The sequence below is a fragment of the Sulfurovum lithotrophicum genome, from assembly GCF_000987835.1.
In the GTDB taxonomy this organism is placed as follows: Bacteria; Campylobacterota; Campylobacteria; order Campylobacterales; family Sulfurovaceae; genus Sulfurovum; species Sulfurovum lithotrophicum.
Window position 1 is genome coordinate 1,592,888 of sequence record NZ_CP011308.1, and the last position, 17,104, is coordinate 1,609,991.

Annotated in this window: 17 protein-coding genes; 6 read left to right on the top strand and 11 right to left on the bottom strand. The window is 45.3% G+C overall.

Annotation, left to right across the window (positions count from 1 at the left end; genetic code table 11):
• Positions 1-38 precede the first annotated feature (38 nt).
• From YH65_RS07860 to YH65_RS07870, 3 genes are read left to right on the top strand one after another with little or no spacing between them, the layout of a single operon-like run.
• On the top strand, positions 39-1,403 hold the full coding sequence (locus YH65_RS07860) for a hypothetical protein (RefSeq protein ID WP_052746146.1): 1,365 nt from the start codon (positions 39-41) through the stop codon (positions 1,401-1,403).
• Positions 1,404-1,412: 9 nt separating this feature from the next.
• Positions 1,413-2,294 carry a metal ABC transporter substrate-binding protein gene (locus YH65_RS07865; protein WP_046551391.1) on the top strand — a complete coding sequence of 294 codons (882 nt, stop codon included), beginning with the start codon at positions 1,413-1,415 and terminating at the stop codon, positions 2,292-2,294.
• Positions 2,285-3,025 carry a metal ABC transporter permease gene (locus tag YH65_RS07870; protein ID WP_046551392.1) on the top strand — a complete coding sequence of 247 codons (741 nt, stop codon included), beginning with the start codon at positions 2,285-2,287 and terminating at the stop codon, positions 3,023-3,025. The genes YH65_RS07865 and YH65_RS07870 overlap by 10 nt, the downstream gene beginning before the upstream one ends.
• 47 nt (positions 3,026-3,072) lie before the next feature.
• Here YH65_RS07870 and YH65_RS07875 read toward each other — a convergent pair whose 3' ends face one another.
• On the bottom strand, positions 3,073-4,248 hold the full coding sequence (locus YH65_RS07875) for a hypothetical protein (RefSeq protein ID WP_154806488.1): 1,176 nt from the start codon (positions 4,246-4,248) through the stop codon (positions 3,073-3,075).
• A 181-nt stretch (positions 4,249-4,429) separates the two neighbouring features.
• Between YH65_RS07875 and rseP the strand changes: the two genes are divergently transcribed.
• Both rseP and YH65_RS07885 read left to right on the top strand, forming a co-directional pair.
• Positions 4,430-5,482 carry an RIP metalloprotease RseP gene (rseP, locus tag YH65_RS07880; protein WP_046551394.1) on the top strand — a complete coding sequence of 351 codons (1,053 nt, stop codon included), beginning with the start codon at positions 4,430-4,432 and terminating at the stop codon, positions 5,480-5,482.
• A gap of 122 nt (positions 5,483-5,604) precedes the next feature.
• Positions 5,605-6,288 carry a YggS family pyridoxal phosphate-dependent enzyme gene (locus YH65_RS07885; protein ID WP_154806489.1) on the top strand — a complete coding sequence of 228 codons (684 nt, stop codon included), beginning with the start codon at positions 5,605-5,607 and terminating at the stop codon, positions 6,286-6,288.
• A 25-nt stretch (positions 6,289-6,313) separates the two neighbouring features.
• Here the strand turns inward: YH65_RS07885 and YH65_RS07890 are convergent, their stop codons facing one another.
• From YH65_RS07890 to YH65_RS07905, 4 genes are all read right to left on the bottom strand, one after another.
• Complete coding sequence (locus tag YH65_RS07890; RefSeq protein WP_046551395.1) at positions 6,314-6,730, bottom strand: hypothetical protein; 417 nt, start codon at positions 6,728-6,730, stop codon at positions 6,314-6,316.
• A gap of 17 nt (positions 6,731-6,747) precedes the next feature.
• On the bottom strand, positions 6,748-7,170 hold the full coding sequence (locus YH65_RS07895; protein WP_046551396.1) for a Fur family transcriptional regulator: 423 nt from the start codon (positions 7,168-7,170) through the stop codon (positions 6,748-6,750).
• A 140-nt stretch (positions 7,171-7,310) separates the two neighbouring features.
• The gene (locus YH65_RS07900) at positions 7,311-7,907 is read right to left on the bottom strand and encodes a peroxiredoxin (protein WP_046551397.1); all 597 of its coding nucleotides are present in this window, start codon (positions 7,905-7,907) and stop codon (positions 7,311-7,313) included.
• A gap of 104 nt (positions 7,908-8,011) precedes the next feature.
• Positions 8,012-9,832 (bottom strand): menaquinone biosynthesis decarboxylase, encoded by a 1,821-nt coding sequence (locus YH65_RS07905; RefSeq protein ID WP_046551398.1) that lies wholly within the window; start codon positions 9,830-9,832, stop codon positions 8,012-8,014.
• 398 nt (positions 9,833-10,230) lie between these two features.
• Between YH65_RS07905 and YH65_RS07910 the strand changes: the two genes are divergently transcribed.
• Positions 10,231-10,803 (top strand): glycoside hydrolase family protein, encoded by a 573-nt coding sequence (locus tag YH65_RS07910; protein ID WP_046551399.1) that lies wholly within the window; start codon positions 10,231-10,233, stop codon positions 10,801-10,803.
• Between the two features lie 108 nt (positions 10,804-10,911).
• Here YH65_RS07910 and hemC read toward each other — a convergent pair whose 3' ends face one another.
• Genes hemC through YH65_RS07940 form a run of 6 tightly spaced genes read right to left on the bottom strand, consistent with a single transcriptional unit; the run spans position 10,912 to position 17,024 of the window.
• Entirely contained in the window at positions 10,912-11,883 is a 972-nt protein-coding gene (gene hemC, locus YH65_RS07915) for a hydroxymethylbilane synthase (protein ID WP_046551400.1), read from the bottom strand.
• Between the two features lie 29 nt (positions 11,884-11,912).
• Complete coding sequence (locus tag YH65_RS07920) at positions 11,913-12,746, bottom strand: DsbA family protein (RefSeq protein ID WP_046551401.1); 834 nt, start codon at positions 12,744-12,746, stop codon at positions 11,913-11,915.
• Positions 12,685-13,116: an FxsA family protein gene (locus tag YH65_RS07925; RefSeq protein WP_046551402.1), complete on the bottom strand. Its 432-nt coding sequence runs from the start codon at positions 13,114-13,116 to the stop codon at positions 12,685-12,687. The genes YH65_RS07920 and YH65_RS07925 overlap by 62 nt, the downstream gene beginning before the upstream one ends.
• Position 13,117: 1 nt before the next feature.
• Entirely contained in the window at positions 13,118-14,824 is a 1,707-nt protein-coding gene (locus YH65_RS07930; RefSeq protein ID WP_046551403.1) for a proline--tRNA ligase, read from the bottom strand.
• Positions 14,821-16,128: a glutamyl-tRNA reductase gene (gene hemA / locus YH65_RS07935; protein WP_046551404.1), complete on the bottom strand. Its 1,308-nt coding sequence runs from the start codon at positions 16,126-16,128 to the stop codon at positions 14,821-14,823. Before hemA ends, YH65_RS07930 begins: the two co-directional genes overlap by 4 nt.
• On the bottom strand, positions 16,128-17,024 hold the full coding sequence (locus YH65_RS07940; RefSeq protein WP_046551405.1) for a polyprenyl synthetase family protein: 897 nt from the start codon (positions 17,022-17,024) through the stop codon (positions 16,128-16,130). The genes hemA and YH65_RS07940 overlap by 1 nt, the downstream gene beginning before the upstream one ends.
• Between the last annotated feature and the right edge of the window lie 80 nt (positions 17,025-17,104).

Consider the following 17,104-nt stretch of genomic DNA (forward strand, 5'->3'; position numbering starts at 1 on the left):
TGTACTCCCTATTCAATGTATATAAGGAAAATACCCCTATGACAAAAAAAATCATTCTATTGTCCATGGCAGCTTCCGTCAGCCTTTTCGCGCAGAGCGAACTGGAAGAACTGAAAGCACTCCTGGCACAACAGATCAAAACAACACAGGCACTGCAAAAACGTGTCGAAGATCTTGAAAAAAAACAGACACATGTTGCAGCAGAAACTACAGAAAAAGAACAACATGTTGTGCAAAAAGAAAAGAAACAAGCAACAGTAAAAAGAAAAGAACCCAAATTGGCCAAAACCGAACCGTCTGCAGAGGAAGAAGCGTATGGTGAAACAGACGATACAGTGTCATTACAACAAAATACGCAGACATTCGACCAAAAATCTTTTCTTCCCGATATCGCCCTGATTCTTGACGGCTCTGCGGTGGGACGCAGTGTAGACAACAGTACCTATGAAACACAATCCATCCCGGGGTTCAGCAGCTATGATCCTGACGGGGAGACTGAAATTCCGTTCAATAAAAACCGGGGATTCAACTTTAACTATGCCGAACTTGCTCTGCACTCTACCGTGGGACCCTACTTTGATGCCGATGCGATCTTCCACCTGCATCCCGATGAATTCGAAATTGAAGAGGCTTACATCACTTCACGAAGCCTGCCCAATGGTTTACGGGCAAAACTCGGTAAGTTCAGAAGTGAATTCGGACGCATCAATGCCATACACCAGCATGCCTGGAAATTCACTTCCCAGCCTCTTGTCTATGAAGCACTGCTTGGTCCTGAAGGTATAAACGATGCAGGGGCACAGCTTCAGTGGGTACTCCCTACCGATACCTATATGATGCTTGGCCTTGAAGCGATGCAGGGCAGCAATGATATCAGTTTCGGTGACACGGAAAAGAACAATCTCTATATCGGTTATCTCAAAAGCAGTATAGATGTTGGAGATACAAGCACCCTGCTTGGCGGTCTTTCCATTGCGCACGGGAAAAATGAAGAGGGGCTTGACACGGACATCTACGGTGCGGACCTCACACTCAAGACCGCACTGGACAGTTATAGCTCTCTGACCTGGCAGTCAGAACTGCTTTATCGGGACAAAGACACCGAAACCGGAAATGAAAAACAGGCCGGATACTATACACAGCTGGTCTATCAATATGACCAGAACTGGGCAGGCGGCATTCGGTATGACTCGCTCTTCAAAAACATTGACGAACAGCCAGAAGACCTGGACCGATACACGGCCATGCTGGAGTATAAACCCTTTGAGTTCACCAAATTCAGACTGCAGTATACCTATGATGATTCAAAAGCATTCGGTATAGAACAGCAGCGCAGGAATGTTTCCGAAATACTCCTCGGATTTACCATTGAAGCAGGCGCACACGGCGCACACGCATTTTAGGAGAACCTCATGAAAAAAATTATTTTACTGACCCTTGTCTTTTCTATATCGCTGTTTGCAAAACTCAATGTAGTTGCAAGTTACCCCTATCTTGGCAAGATTGTCCAGGCAGTCGGAGGAGACCATGTGAAGGTCAAGGTGCTGGCTTCGGCAAAATTCGACCCTCACTTCATCATTCCAAAACCCTCACTTATCCCTGCCATTGCCCGTGCAGATATACTTGTCGCAAACGGAGCCGGTCTGGAGATAGGCTGGCTGCCACCCCTGATAAAACGTGCCAATAACCCCAAAGTTCGTATCGGGACAGAAGGCTTTGTGGATGTCAGTCGCAGCATTCACCTCATAGACAAACCAAAAGCAGTCTCACGCGCCTATGGAGACGTACACCCGGAGGGTAATCCCCATTTCGCTACCGACCCCCACAATGTACTTCCGATTGCACGCTATATTACCAAAAAACTCTCTAAACTCGATACGGCGAACGCCTCAGTGTTTGCACAGAATCTTTCCCGTTTTACGGCACGGTGGAAACAGTACCTCAATACATTTGACCGGAAAATGAAAGCATGCAGCGGAAAAAAAGTAATACAGTATCATGAACTCTACAACTATCTTCTCAAACGTTACCACATCAAAGCCGTAGGAACCATAGAGCCGCTTCCGGGCATTTCTCCAAGTTCCAAACACACTATGGCTTTGATCACAAAAATGAAACAGGAACATATCAGTACCATTTTACAGGATGCCTATCATGAGAAAAAGACTGCCAAATTCATTGCAGCCAAAACAGGAGCAAGGGTCGTTATACTGCCACACGATGTCGGCGCTGTAAGTGGCACAAATACACTTGAAGACTTCTATAATCTTATAGCGAAGAGACTATGTCGCTGATCACATTACTCTGGCCGGCTTTTGCACTGGCGATACTGCTGGTCTTTATCCATGCTGTTTTCGGACTGGAGATCATCAAGCGTGGTGTGATCTTTACCGATCTTGCCATTGGTCAATTCGCTGCGATCGGCGTAGCACTCAGCCTCCTCTTCTTTGATGGGAAATATGCTTTTGTGCTTACCCTGCTTTTTGCACTCATCGGGGCACTGCTCATCTCTATTGCTACCCATCGCATCAAACATATCGAAGCTTTTATCGGTATGCTTTACGCCTTGGGGGCAAGTGCGATCATTGTGCTGCTCTCCAATACCACACAGGGAACGGAGCTTTTCAACAAGCTTCAGGCAACCGATATTCTTTTCACTATGCCATCGGACCTCTGGGAGCCGCTGATACTTTACAGCAGTATCGCTCTGCTTTTTTATCTTTTTCACAAGTCACTGTCAGGTATAAAAAAAGAGATGTTTTTCTTTGGTCTTTTAGCGCTGACCGTTACTTCTTCAGTCCAGCTTGCAGGGGTTTTAGTGGTTTTCGTACTACTTATTGTTCCCGCATTTCTATCATTATTGCAGCATAAGTTCAACCCTCTCGTCTTTGCCTGGGTCGTTGGATCTGTCATCATCATGCTTTCTATGACTATTTCATATATTTATGATCTTCCTACAGGTTATACTATCGTATTTCTTGCTTCTTTAACAGGAATTGTAAGTGCGTTGATTATTTCAAAATGAATTTTCCCGGCATTTCAAATACCGGGAAAGAGGGAGAGGTTAGCAGATCAATAGAGACTTTCTATCATCTTGTCAAGACGGTTTTTCGCTCTGTAGAGGAAAAGCGTACTTTTACCGGAGAGTTTTCCCTCTTCCGACATAGGCGTGTTTAGGAACTCTTTGATGGTCTTGATGAGTTCATAGGTATCCTCCATCTCTTTGAGAGATTTGGCATGGTAATCTGCCGATTCATCATCGCTCTTTTCGAGATGATGGATCCGCTTGAGTTTTCCTTTCTGCTCATGCAGGATCACTTCATAATTCTTCAGTGTCTCAATGGCATCTTTGATATGGGCATCTATACTGTCCATCTCATCTTTACAGGTACCTTTCAGTTCTGCATACTCTTCGGCTTTTTTCAATTGCTCTTTGGCAAACGCAAAATTACCTGCAGCTTTTATGCTGACACGGATCTTGTAGACAATAAACATCACAAGCAGTACCGCAATTGCCAATATCGCTCCACCAACCATTGGATTATCCATTCCTACAAGAGAACCCAAACCTGCCAGAAGATTTTTATATGTTTCAACCGACAGTATATTGTTCGGGTTAAGCGTGGTTCCGATTTTTGATGCGGCAAAGTAAATAAGTCCGATAAACGTAGCCGCTCCAAAGACCAGGGCAAGCAGGAAACCGGTGAATTTACCACTGGAGACATCACGGATATGGACCGGCGGAACCTCCTCTTTGGTTTCAAATACAACAGCTTCTTCTTCCTCACCACCCTCCTTGGTACCGCTATAGCCCAGTGTTTCCAACATCTCTTCACACTCGTCCATACCGCCTTTCTCAAGAGATTCTTTGGCAGCCTCAAGATCTTTGAGATCATCCGAAAGCAGGAGCTTACACTCTTCCATCTGTGCTTCGGCATCATGAACGATATGTTTGGCTTTCTTAACAAGAAGTACAGCAGCATCCTCATTGTTCAGATTGGCGATCTGCGAATCAAGATCTTCTTCTGTTACTTCTTCAGCCTCTTCAGTTTCATCGGAAACTTCCGTTTTTTCAGTTTTTTCGACATCGGCCGGAACTTCTTCATCCTTTTCAGGAACTTCAGTCTCCTCTATTGTCTCATTCTCAGGTTCAGTCACCTTCTCATTCTCCTCCGGATTAAGCAGTGCTTCCTCCAGATTTTCACCTTTTACTTCAAGCTCTTCATTTTGTTCTTTATGCTCACTCATCAACATACTCCTTCCTTTAAAATTTGCTACTGCCTCCTTTTTTTCTTCTACAATGCAGCAACCTATTTTTATTTTAGCAAAAAAATATCTCAAAAGGTTAATCTATATCAATTTTTTACTACACTTGGATATAATCTGTTAAAAATTTATCCCAATCAAAACAGGGATACATAGGATTAATATGGGTATTTTAGTCGCACTGCTGGTTCTTTCCGTACTGATCTTCTTTCATGAGCTCGGGCACTTTACTGCTGCACGTTTTTTCGGTGTACAGATCGATGTTTTCAGCATAGGATTCGGCAAACGTCTCTGGACGAAAAAGATCGGAAAGACCGAATGGAGCATCTCAGCCATTCCTCTTGGCGGCTATGTCAGGATGAAAGGCCAGGATGACACCGACCCGACAAAGGTCAGCTACGATGAGGACAGTTACAATACCAAAAAACCCTGGCAGCGCATCATCATTCTTCTTGCCGGGCCTTTTGCCAACTTCCTGATGGCCTTTCTGCTCTACCTGGCCATCGCCTACATGGGTGTACCCAAGCTGCTTCCGTATGTGGACAAGGTCACCAAAGATTCTCCGGCCTATCAGGCAGGCATCCAGAAAAAAGACAGGATCCTTCAGATCAACGGTGTCAACATCAAATACTGGGAAGATATCGGCAAACAGATCAATACTTCACAGGGAAAACTCACAATGATCATCGAAAGGGATCATCACCTCAAAACACTTATACTTGAACCCAAAGTGATCGAGGACAAGAATATTTTCGGAGAAACGGTCAAACGGCGCATTATCGGTATTACCCCTCTGCCGGAACAGACAACAGTGGTCTACGGTTTTACGGAGGGTCTCAAATATGCCTGGGATGAAACAGTCAAGTCAAGTACCCTGATCTTTAAAAGTGTACAGAAGCTCATTACCGGAGCGGTCAGCACAGACCAGCTTGGAGGGATCATCACCATCGTTGATGTCACCGCGCAGGCGAGCCATGCCGGCATTCTGGCACTCTTTTTCTTCACAGCCCTCATCTCTGTGAACCTGGGAGTACTGAACCTTCTGCCTATCCCTGCCCTGGACGGCGGACACATCATGTTTAACCTCTATGAGATGCTGAGAGGCAAAGCCCCAAGTGAGAATGTCATGTATTACATGACCGTAACAGGGTGGGTACTACTTGGCGGATTGATGTTCCTTGGAATTTATAACGATATCCATCGGTTGATGGGCTAACCTCTTATTTTGCAAAAGGAATTAAGAATGTTGAATTATGAATTTTGGTATGCTTTTCTTAACGAAAAGCTTTGATAGCGGTAGGGTGCCGTGCCCTCACGGCACTAACAAAGGATGCTAATATGATACTGGACAAAGAACATTTAAGAGCGAATCTCGATGAAGTCATCTGGAACATAGAAGAGGCGCGCATCTCGGTCAGCGAGCACCATATCGTGCAGCTGGTCGCGGTAGGAAAATACACCGAAGTGGAGAACATTGCCACACTCTATGAACTGGGACAGAGGGCTTTCGGTGAGAATCAGGTACAGCAGCTCAAAACCCGCATGACAGTACTTGAAGAACTCCCGCTTGAATGGCATATGATAGGTACGTTACAGAAGAACAAGATCAACAATCTCATTGACCTGCGTCCTTCACTGATGCACTCTCTTGACTCTCTTTCCCTGGCTGAAGAGCTCAACAAGAAACTTGGAGCCAAAGAGGCCAATATGCACTGCCTGCTTCAGATCAACTCTGCAAGAGAAGAGAGCAAATCGGGTGTGACACCCGAAGAGGCCCATGACATCTACCTTCAGATCAAAGAGAGCTGCCCCAATATCACACTTAAAGGCGTTATGACCATTGGTGCACACACCGACGATACTTTACTTATTCAGCAGAGCTTTGAGATCACACACGGTATCTTTGAGACTTTGGGAAAAGAGGGAGCGACTGTCTGCTCAATGGGTATGAGCGGGGATTACCCTCTGGCGATTAAATGCGGATCAAACCTCGTGCGTGTGGGTTCAGCACTCTTCAAATAGACTGTGGGCAGTTTGGCCCATACAGTTATCCGGCCAAGACCAGATCATCATTTAATCGTTCAAATCCCTTCTTCACATCCTCTTCGGTCACATCTGACATCAGATCGATATAATAACTGTACTTCAGCGATAGCCCTTTTCGTACCTCCATATTGAGATAGGAGCTTGGAAAACCATTGATACATTTTGTCTGAACATTCTGTGTACTGTTGCAGGCAATACCACTTTTATGAGTGATGTCAAGATGATAGGGACAGCTCTTATCGAAGGTGTACAATCCTTCCATTGTCTTTTGTATCATTTCGTTTTTAGGGAAAACTGTCAGTTTTAAACAGGGGAGCGGAGTTTTCAGGATATTCTTGTCATAGACATTCACTATGGCCTTGTCGCCACAGGCACTCAGAAAAAACAGACAGATACAAAGTGAAATCGTCTTTTTCATTTCCTGTTTAGTCTGTATTATGAAGCGGTTTGTATCTGACAGCTTTCGCAAACACCGTAAAGATTCACTTGGCGGGTACTCAGCTTGAAATGTTCTTTCTCTGTCATCTCGTGGAAGATTCTGTCTGTCGTCTCCATACAGCTCATATCTTTTACCGCACCACATTCTATACAGATAAGATGCATATGGTCTGTCTTTGCAAGCTCATATTTCGATTTTTTGCCAGCAATGGGTACTTCCACCAAAATACCGTTCTCCTGCATCAAAATGATGTTTTTGTAGATCGTAGCAAGAGAGAGGGATGGATGCACTTTGATCACTTCCGCATAGATGTCATCCACCGACATATGTCCGTGTTTCTCTATGACTTCGAGAATATTCATACGCTGAAATGTCGCTTTTAGACCACTCTCTTTGAGTAGTGCTGCATAATCTGTCATTGTTTTCCTTTCCGTGACAGGAATTGATACGTTAGCCCCGCACCCTCGCAAAAAAGGGAGGGAGAAGAAGTTCGGGTACGGAGCTAGCGTATCATTTCCAAACAGCTCCGGGGAAAAACCCGGAACATTGTCTTGTAAGCTTACAGTTCGTCAGCGTGTTTTTCAAGATAGGAAGCAACACCTTCAGCATCCGGCTTCATACCTTCATCACCCGGCTGCCAACCAGCAGGACATACTTCACCATGCTCATTGGTAAAGAGCATTGCATCTACCATTCTGAGCATCTCATCTTCATTTCTTCCGAGAGGGAGGTCATTGATGACCGCGTGTCTGATCGTTCCGTCAGCATCGATAAGGAAAGAACCTCTCAGTGCTACGGCTTCGTCAAGAAGTACGTCGTAATCTCTTGAGATCTGCTTGGTAAGGTCTGCGACCAACGGGAAGTTGATACGGCCGATACCACCCTGCTCTACCGGAGTCTCTCTCCAGGCAAAGTGTGAGAACTGACTGTCTACGGACACACCGATGATGTTAATCCCTCTTTTTTTGAACTCATCTGCTCTGTGAGAGAACGCGATGATCTCTGAAGGACATACGAAGGTAAAGTCAAGCGGGTAGAAGAAAAGAACCGCACCTTTTTCACCGAGGTTGTCCATCAGGTTGAAATCCTCTACGATCTGACCGTTTGCGAGTACGGCTGTTGCTGTAAAATCAGGAGCTTTTTTTGTTACTAACATATTTTTTCCTTAGAGATAATTTTTATTACGTAAGAATTCTAGCATAGTTTCTTTAATCTATTATTAAAAAACATTAAATAGGATAAAAAATATCCTATTTTGTTTTAAAACGGTAACAAACCGAACTTTTTGATAAATGCTTCGTCGATATCGATCAGCCCTTTCTCCTGTAAACTGTCCAATACCTCTTTCGTACAGAAGGTATCTCCCGGCCATTCACGCATAAAGCCGTCCACTTCGCTTTTGTTGGTTGCATCGATAGCAATGATGGATTTCAGTTTCACATCACGCTGCGCATCAATATTATTTACCACACGCCAGATGAGCATATAGGGATCGTTCAGGTCATTGTTTGCCTCATCGATTACCACGAGCACTCTGATATGTGCTTTGAGCACCCGCAGTTTTTTCATGAGTTTCTGCTGGGAACGTTCTTTTTTTACAGCAATGACACAGACAGGATTTTTTGTATGGGTCATATACTGTTTGAGGCCAACCACAGAAGCATCGATCTCCTGTATTGTGGCAAGCAGTATTTCATCGCTCAAGAGTTCCCCTATACCCTCTTCCACTTCATAACCAGTGGCATCTACCCCCAGTTTTCCGCCTACGAACTGTTCACTTGAAGAATGGTCCAGATGGTCCACGATCCCCTGGGTGATCAGTATTTTATCTTTACTGAGCCTGTTAAGGATATGCTCTGTCAAAGCTTCTGCCTCCTCGAGCTCCGGTGCATTCTCACCCACAAAAAGGGCATGTTTGACGAAGCTCATCTGCCCCACACCCCAGAAGGCATGCATGAACTGCTGGGCATGTCCTTTGTACATCACTTTCATTTTAGCCAGTATCAGATTATGGAACACGCCATTCTCCGGCATATTGTAATCTATAAGGTCCGGTGCCATCGGTTTTAGCATTGGTAAAAAGACACGTTCGGTCGCCCACCCCATATACTTGTCCTCCAGCGGCGGCTTTCCCACCACTGTAGCTGCAAAGACAGGCTCTTTCTTCATTGTGACCGTCTCTACCTCCATGACAGGGAAAGGCTCTTTGAGCGTATAATAACCGGTATGGTCACCAAACGGCCCTTCTATCTCCATCTTTTCAGGATCAACGAAACCTTCAATGACGATATCCACATCTCTTGGAATATAGATATTATTGCTGATAGACTTCACAAGCTGGGCATTTTTATTTCTTACAAAACCATACAATAACATTTCGAACATTCCGTGCGGCATCGGTGCCTGCCCGCACCAAATGTAAAGCGGGTCACCACCTATTGCTACCGTTACAGGCATCTTCTTTCCTGCTTTTTGGTACTGGTCAAAGAAGTGCGAAGCGTCTTTATGGATCTGCCAGTGCATCCCCAGTCTGTTCTTGTCATACTGCTGTAATCTGTACATCCCGAGATTCTGCATCTGTCCGTCAAGGCTCTGGGTATAGACCTGCCCCATCGTAATGAATGGACCCCCATCCTCTTCCCATGTTTTAAGGATGGGCAGTCTGTCAAGATCGACCTCCTCTTTGGGAATAATCACTTCCTGGCATTCCCCTTTGAATTTCAAACGTTTTGGAAAGACGTTTTTCAAAGAAAAGAGTTTGGGGATCATCGCCAGTTTGGCTTTGAATGTTTTGGGCGGTTTGAGCTTGAGGAGTTCCTCGATACCCTCAGCCACATTATCCGGATGCTTGCCGAAGATCTTCTCGGTGATCTCTTTGTTCGCAAAGATATTCATGAGTACGGGCATCTCATACTCGATACCCTTGGCTTTATTGACGGGTTTGGTAAAGAGAATCGGTCTGGAGTCTTCTTTTTTCACTTCTATGTAAGCGACATGGGGAATTTCAAGCTCCACATCGAGAGGTTTATCTATCACCTTTAAGTTACCGTTATCTTTGAGCCATTGGATGACATCTTGCATGCTTTACCTTTAAACTTTAAATAGTTAAAGATTATAGCAAAAAATCCATTGCAATTGCCTACAGAATGTCACGGATATCTCTATTTACTTATTCCCAACCGTCCTCGGTGGGAATGCGTACGAGAGCCTATGTCACAAAAATATTTCCACCTCAATCAAACCCGATATTTCTTCATAATCCCTGGCAGAACTACCTCGCCAATGCCTCGCTTCATCTACATATCCACGTTTTATATTTTGTATCGACTTCTACCCGTGGTTTTATCTTTTTTTCTGTATAGTAGTTTAGAAAAATAAAAGCTTGATTGAGAATTTTTTGAGTATTATATTCTATAATTGGATATGTATTCCAAAACATTGTTTAGGTATGAATCAACAATAAATATAAAGGATATTTTATGCGTTATTTTATGATATTGCTATCAATGCTATTTTTATCAGGCTGTATTCCTTATGCTGATCATGCACTCACTAAACCCAATAAAGAACAGATAGACCCATCTATCTTAGGAACTTGGTTTTGGAAAGATGACCGTGAATTGGGATACATCCACATAGGACTAGATAAAGAAACAAAATTGATTCGACTCATCATGATAGAGATGAAAAAAGATGGCAGATTAAAATCTACAGAGTTATTTGGTCACACATCATCACTAAAAGGAAACAAGTACCTAAATCTCAAATGGACACATCCAGAAGATAACAAATCTACGGGATACATGTTTATGAAATATAGTGTAACGTCAGATGGTCTTGGTATTGGATTTATGAACAGCGAAGTGGCCGAAAAGGCAATAAAAGCCGGAACACTCAAAGGTAAAGTAGAAAAAGGTAAATGGCTATCATCAGTTTATATTACAGAAGGATCCGAAAAGCTTCAAAAGTTTATCCTAAAAAATGACAAAGCGTTATTTCCAGAAATGAAGTATTTAGCGAGGCTAAAACTACCAGATCATAAAGTGAAATAGCTGCTCTTTACGTGTCTCATAGCTAAAGCATATCGATGTGAATTATTAAAAAAAGATTCTGATAGGATATGACATCCCACCAGAGGACTGGCGGAATAAGGGAAAGACTTACAATCTCTCCGGCATCTCATCTTTGAAGGCGATCTTCTCGGCATTCTCGAGGATCTCCAGTGCGCCGTTCTCTATCATTTTCTCTGCCAGTTCATCACCGAGGATATCCGCTCCATCCAGCGCTGAAGTAAGGCTTTCATGAAGAATATGCGTACCGTCAGGGTAACCGATCATCGCTCTTACACTGATAGTGGGAGCTTCATCATCCTCTTTCTTATCCATCATGGCATTGACCGCAACAGGCGCGGAGCATCCTGCACCGATAACAGAGATGAAGTCCCTCTCCACTTTCGTACAGATAAAGGTCGGCTCGTGGTTGAGACTCATGGCGATCTCTCTGACCCTCTCGTTGTCTGCGACGATCTCGATGCCCAGTGCCGCCTGTCCCATAGGAGGGATGAAGAAGTCCAGCTTTTCTACATAAGGGATATCTTTGAGCAGATCGAGTCTGTAAAGCCCTATGTACGCAAGGATGATCGCATCGTACTGCCCCTCTTTGAGCTTTCTCAGACGGGTATTGACATTTCCTCGGAGATCTTTTACTTTCAGGTCCGGGCGCTTCTCAAGCAGCTGCATACGGCGTCGCAATGAAGTCGTACCCACCACCGCACCTTCAGGAAGTTCACTCAGGCTTTTGTAGGTGTGGGAGAGAAAGACATCGCTCTGGTCCTGACGCTCGGTAATGGCACAAAGTTCCAGCCCTTCGGGGATATAGGTAGGTACATCTTTCAGTGAATGCACTGCCAGATGGGCATTGCCCGCGATCATTTCATCTTCGAGTTCCTTGGTAAAGTGCCCTTTACCCCCGACCAGTGCCAGAGGTTTGTCAAGTATCTTGTCACCCTTTGACGTGATCTCATTGAGTTCCACTTTTACATCCGGGAACGTTGTTTCGATCCGCTCTTTGATATGATATGCCTGCCATAAAGCGAGGTTGCTCGCCCGTGTCGCTATAACCAGTTTTTCCAAATCTCTCCCCTTTATTAATTAAAAAAGGCTTATTTAAGCTTTTTATATCCGTCTCTCATCTTGTCCCACTGACCGTCAATATACACAGTAGGTGTTCCTGAAACCATCATCCTACCCGCAGCTTTTTCATCTGCTTTCATGGCATCTGTCACCTCTTTGGCATTGATCTTTGCTTCGGTGATATCATACCCGGTATGTTTCTTTACTGCCGCGATGATCTTCTTTTTGTTGGTCTCTCTCGGATCGATCTTGAGAGAATACATTTTCTCCACTACATCCGTTTTGCCTTCCTTCTGAGCCACGTGCATGATACGTGTCAAGGAACCTGAGACCGGATGGATCCTCATGAGAGGCAGGTGGTAGTAGTAGACTGCCATCAGGTTAGGATTCTTCTTGGCTGATGTCAGTATTTCAGGAACGACATCACGACAGAATGGACACATCGGATCAGAGAAAACAAGGATCTTGTGTTTGGCATTCTTGTTCCCCATCAGCAGGTGCGCATCGTCATACATTTCATTTGGCACTGTCGGCTTGATCTCGTTGCGGTAATCTCTTCCCGTCTTTAGATTTACCAGATGCCCCGTGGCCAGCCCGTCTTTATTCACGAAAATCATTTCAGGCGCGTCTATGTCCTTGTTTTGGTACTTCAGCTGCATAGAGGTCAGATACACATCCCAACCCGGGATATCTTTATGTGTTTTCTTTTCGAGTACTTTGATACCCTTGACCTCGACCTGCGGGTTTTTGACTATATTTCGTTTAATATACTTCAACAGTGCTTTATTGTCTACCTGTGCATTAGCGCTCAATGCGATCGTCACGATCACTGTGCTCGTCAATAATTTCGACATCAATGACATTGTCATCTCCTTTGTTTTTGTTAAATTTTGTTTGTTCAGGGGTGATTTTAGCAACAAAACGTAAATACATTGTATAGCTCAATGCCAGAACCCCCAATATATCTGTCAATACCCCGGGGATGATCAAAAGTATCGCACCTAACAGGTAGGAAGTACTGGCATTCTGAAACTCTTCAAGACTCAGTTTCCCCATAGAAACATGAGAAATATTTCCCATCAGTGTATAGGGAGTGTACTGAAGCAGCCTGATCCCTAATATCATCGTGGCTACGATCCAGATCACTGACCACCAGAAGCCTATACGCTCTCCTACATAGAGGGAAAGGTACAGTTCCAGCAACATAAAAGGAATCATGATCAGTAAAAACATATCAGACCCTTTCTCCTACGACATCGAGGATATCATCAGCAGAGACCTCTTCTTTGACAAGCCCCTCTCTGCTGATGAACTCGACCAGCCCATCCTGAAGCTTTTTGCCGATGACCACTGCATGGGGAATACCAAGCAGCTCATAATCCTTCATTTTGGCACCAAAACGGTCTTTCCTGTCATCGAAGAGTATATCCAGACCTTTGGCACTTAGCGCATCGTAGAGTTTTTCACCCAATGCCACCTGTGCTTCGTCTTTAATGTTGGAAACAATCAGCTGAAGGTCGAACGGGGCGGACTCTTTGGTCCAGATGCATCCTCTCTCATCATGGTTCTGCTCGATAATGGCTGCCAGCAGACGGCTCACACCGATACCATAGGTTCCCATGACCATCGGCTGTGCCTTTCCGTTCTCATCGAGGAAGGTTGCGCCAAGCGGTTCGGAATACTGTGTGCCAAGCTGGAAGATGTGTCCGGCCTCTATCCCTTTGGTATAACGCATCGGTGATCCACATTTCGGACAGAGATCTCCCTCCTGTACTGCTGCGATATCATGATAGTCACCCGCCATGCCTTCGAAACTGACCCCGGCCAGATGCTGATCTTTCTCATTTGCACCACAGATCATGGAGTCTGCTTCTTTGAGATTGTTGTCGAGTACCACTCTGACCCCTTCAGGTACGACCGTCGGCCCCATGTAACCTGCCAGCAAACCGGCAGCTTCCAATTCCTCTTCACTGATATCGACCAGATCATTGGCATTGACTGCATTGCATGCTTTGACTTCCTGGAGTTCGTCGGAACCGCGAAGGGCGAAAAGTACCACTTCACTCTTTCCTTCATCATAGAGTGCACGTTTGGCAACCGTTTTTACCAGATAATAAGGATCGGCATCGAAGAAAGTACTCAATGCTTCGATGGTCGTCGTATCAGGCGTGTGAACCTTGCCTGGTTCTGTTTCGGGCGCTTTGGCCTCACAGGCTTTCTCCCGACGTACCGCCGCTTCAATATTGGCACCATAGTCACAGTTGTCGCAGACCACGATGGTATCTTCTCCGCTGTCTGCCAGTACCATGAACTCTTTGCTTCCGCTTCCGCCGATAGCGCCGGAGTCTGCTTCGACCACTTTGAACTCAAGTCCCAGACGGGTGAAGATCTTCTTGTAAGTCTCTTCCATCAAGGCAAATTCACGTTTCATATCTTTTTCGGACACATGGAAACTGTACCCGTCTTTCATCAGAAACTCACGCCCCCGCATAAGACCGAAACGCGGTCTGATCTCATCACGGAACTTCAGGTTGATCTGGTAGAGATTTAAAGGCAGCTGCTTGTAGCTTTTGACACTCTGACGTACCAGGTTCACCATCATCTCTTCATGCGTCGGACCAAGTACGAACTCATTGTTCTTGCGGTCTTTGAAGCGCAGGAGCTCTTTACCGTACTTCTCGTAACGTCCGCTCTCTTCCCAGAGCGATGCCGGTGTTACAAAGGAGAGACTGACCTCCTGACACCCAGCTTTGTCCAGTTCCTCTTTGACGACACTGCGTACCCTGTCGAGTACTTTTTTGCCCAGGGGAAGAAAATTGTATAGTCCGCTTCCACCTACCGACTGAATAAATCCTCCGCGGATCAGATAGATGTGACTTGCAAGGGTTGCATCGTTGGGGGTCTCTTTGGTCGTAGGGATCAATAATCTTGAAAATCTCACGCGCTGTATCCTTTGGTATGATGATCGTTTTTGTACTGCTTGAAGTCCACATGTTCCGTATCGATGCTGAACATCTTTTTGACCGCTTCAATACAGTTGGCATTCTTACTCTCGGTCGAAGAGGCTCGGAGGTTCTGCGTCGGATCGTGCAGAAAACGGTTAAACATTTGCTCGGCCATCTTTCTCATATTGGATTCATACTCTTTGGGTACAAAACCTTTTTTCAGTGCACGCTGTATCTCTTTTTCGATGGCTGCCGAGACATGCTGGCGCATCTGTTTGATGACCGGCTCTATGGAAAGTGCTTTGAGCCACGCATAGAACTCTTCCGTATAGCGCTCAACGATCTCAGTTGCTCTTACCGCCTGTTCTTCACGCATGGCATGGTTGTCATGGGAGATAGCACGCAGATCATCGATACGGAAAAGCTGCAGTTTTTCCAGTGTCATATCTTCAATGTCACGCGGGATTGCCATATCGAACCAGTGACGCGGCAGTGTTTCGTTTTCAATAAGACCTTTGGTAATCACAGGATCGGGTGACGAGGTAGCCGAGAAAAGCAGTCTGTAGCGGTTAAGATACTTTGGAAGGTTCTCCATCGTATCGGCTTCGACATCTTCACCGAGCGTATCCGCTACTGCCTGTACCTTTTCAAGGTCCCGTCCTATCAGTACGACATCACAGCCTACCCTGAGCAGATGTTTGGCCGCCAACACGCCCATATCCCCGGCACCGACCACGATACCTTTCATTCCCTGAATATTGTCGCCCAGAAGTTTGTGGGCCTGTGCCACGGCTACCGAAGCGATAGAGATGGGGTTTTGGGAAATATTGGTCGCATTACGCACTTCCGCAGCACATTTGACCGCATAGGAAATGACACGGTTAAGCCTGCGTCCCGCCGTACCATGCTGATAGGAGAACCTGAATGCCTCTTTTACCTGGCCGGTGATCTGTGATTCACCTATGACAAGGGAGTCAAGTGAAGAAACTACCGAGAAGATATGTTCGATCGCTTCTTCGTCATCATAGCGTTTGGCAGAAGTTTTCAGTTCGTAGAAGTTCACATCCTTGTTTTGGCTCATCAGGCCCAGAACGGCATGATAGCTTGAAAAGTTGTCACGTGTGGCCATAACGATCTCTACCCTGTTGCAGGTGGAGACAATAAAGGCTTCATGAACGAATTCGAACCCTACCAGCTGGTCAAGAAAGGTCCTCTTGGCATCATCGTCGGCAAAGGCCAGACGCTCACGCATTACCTGTTCACAATTCTTGTGGGAAAAACTGATGACCTGGTAATACATTAGAATTCCCTCTCTATCATTTCCATAGCGATGTCAGAGAGCGCCTCTTCACCATGGGAGTTCATCAGTTCCACCGCCTCTTCTATCAGCTCTTTGGCCTGGGCATAGCACTTCATGAGTACCTGTCGCTCCTCCATCTCTGTCTTGATCCAGTTCTGTTCATCCGCAGTCAATACTTTTCCGTGAAGAGAGGCAAGTTTCTGCTGTCCTTTTTCGTCCAGTGCTTCATACAGATAGATGTAAGGAAGTGTCGTTTTGCCTTCCACAAAATCATGAAGAGCAGGCTTGCCCAGTGTTGCCGTATCCTGCGTAATATCCAGGAGGTCATCGATCATCTGGAATGCCATCCCCAGGTTCCTGCCGTAGGTCATATATGCCTCTTTGGGTTTGCCGGCAAGCACCGCTGCCGCACCGGCACTGGCTTCTATGAGTGATGCTGTCTTTTGGTAGATCATTTCAAGGTAGATCGCTTTATCCGTATTGAATGTTTTGGAGAGAGAGACATCTTTGAGTTCTCCGAGACTAAGCTGCGTTACGGCATTGGAGACGATCTTCGCTACTACCGGCGAAATATTGTTCAATTCAAAAAAGCCTTTTGAATAGAGGATATCACCCAGCATAATGGCCCTTTTATTGCCGTACAGTGCATTGAGAGAGGGCTTGGAACGCCTCGTATAGGCATCGTCTATAACATCGTCATGCAGCAGACTGGCCGCGTGGATCATCTCCACAATCGCTGCTGTCTTCACAACGGGCAGTCCGTTGCCGGCAATCTTCAAAATAAGCTTTGCCCGCAGTCTCTTTCCCTGCGGGAGTTTGGCATACAGTCCCAGGACCTCTTTGTCATTCAGCTCGGCAATGAATTGTTCTATTTTTCTTTCAACGGAATTTAACACAATTTGTCCTTCTTTTCAGACTGTCATTTTTTAAAAAGTCAATAATTATAACCAAAAATTGTTAATTTTAAATTCAAGTA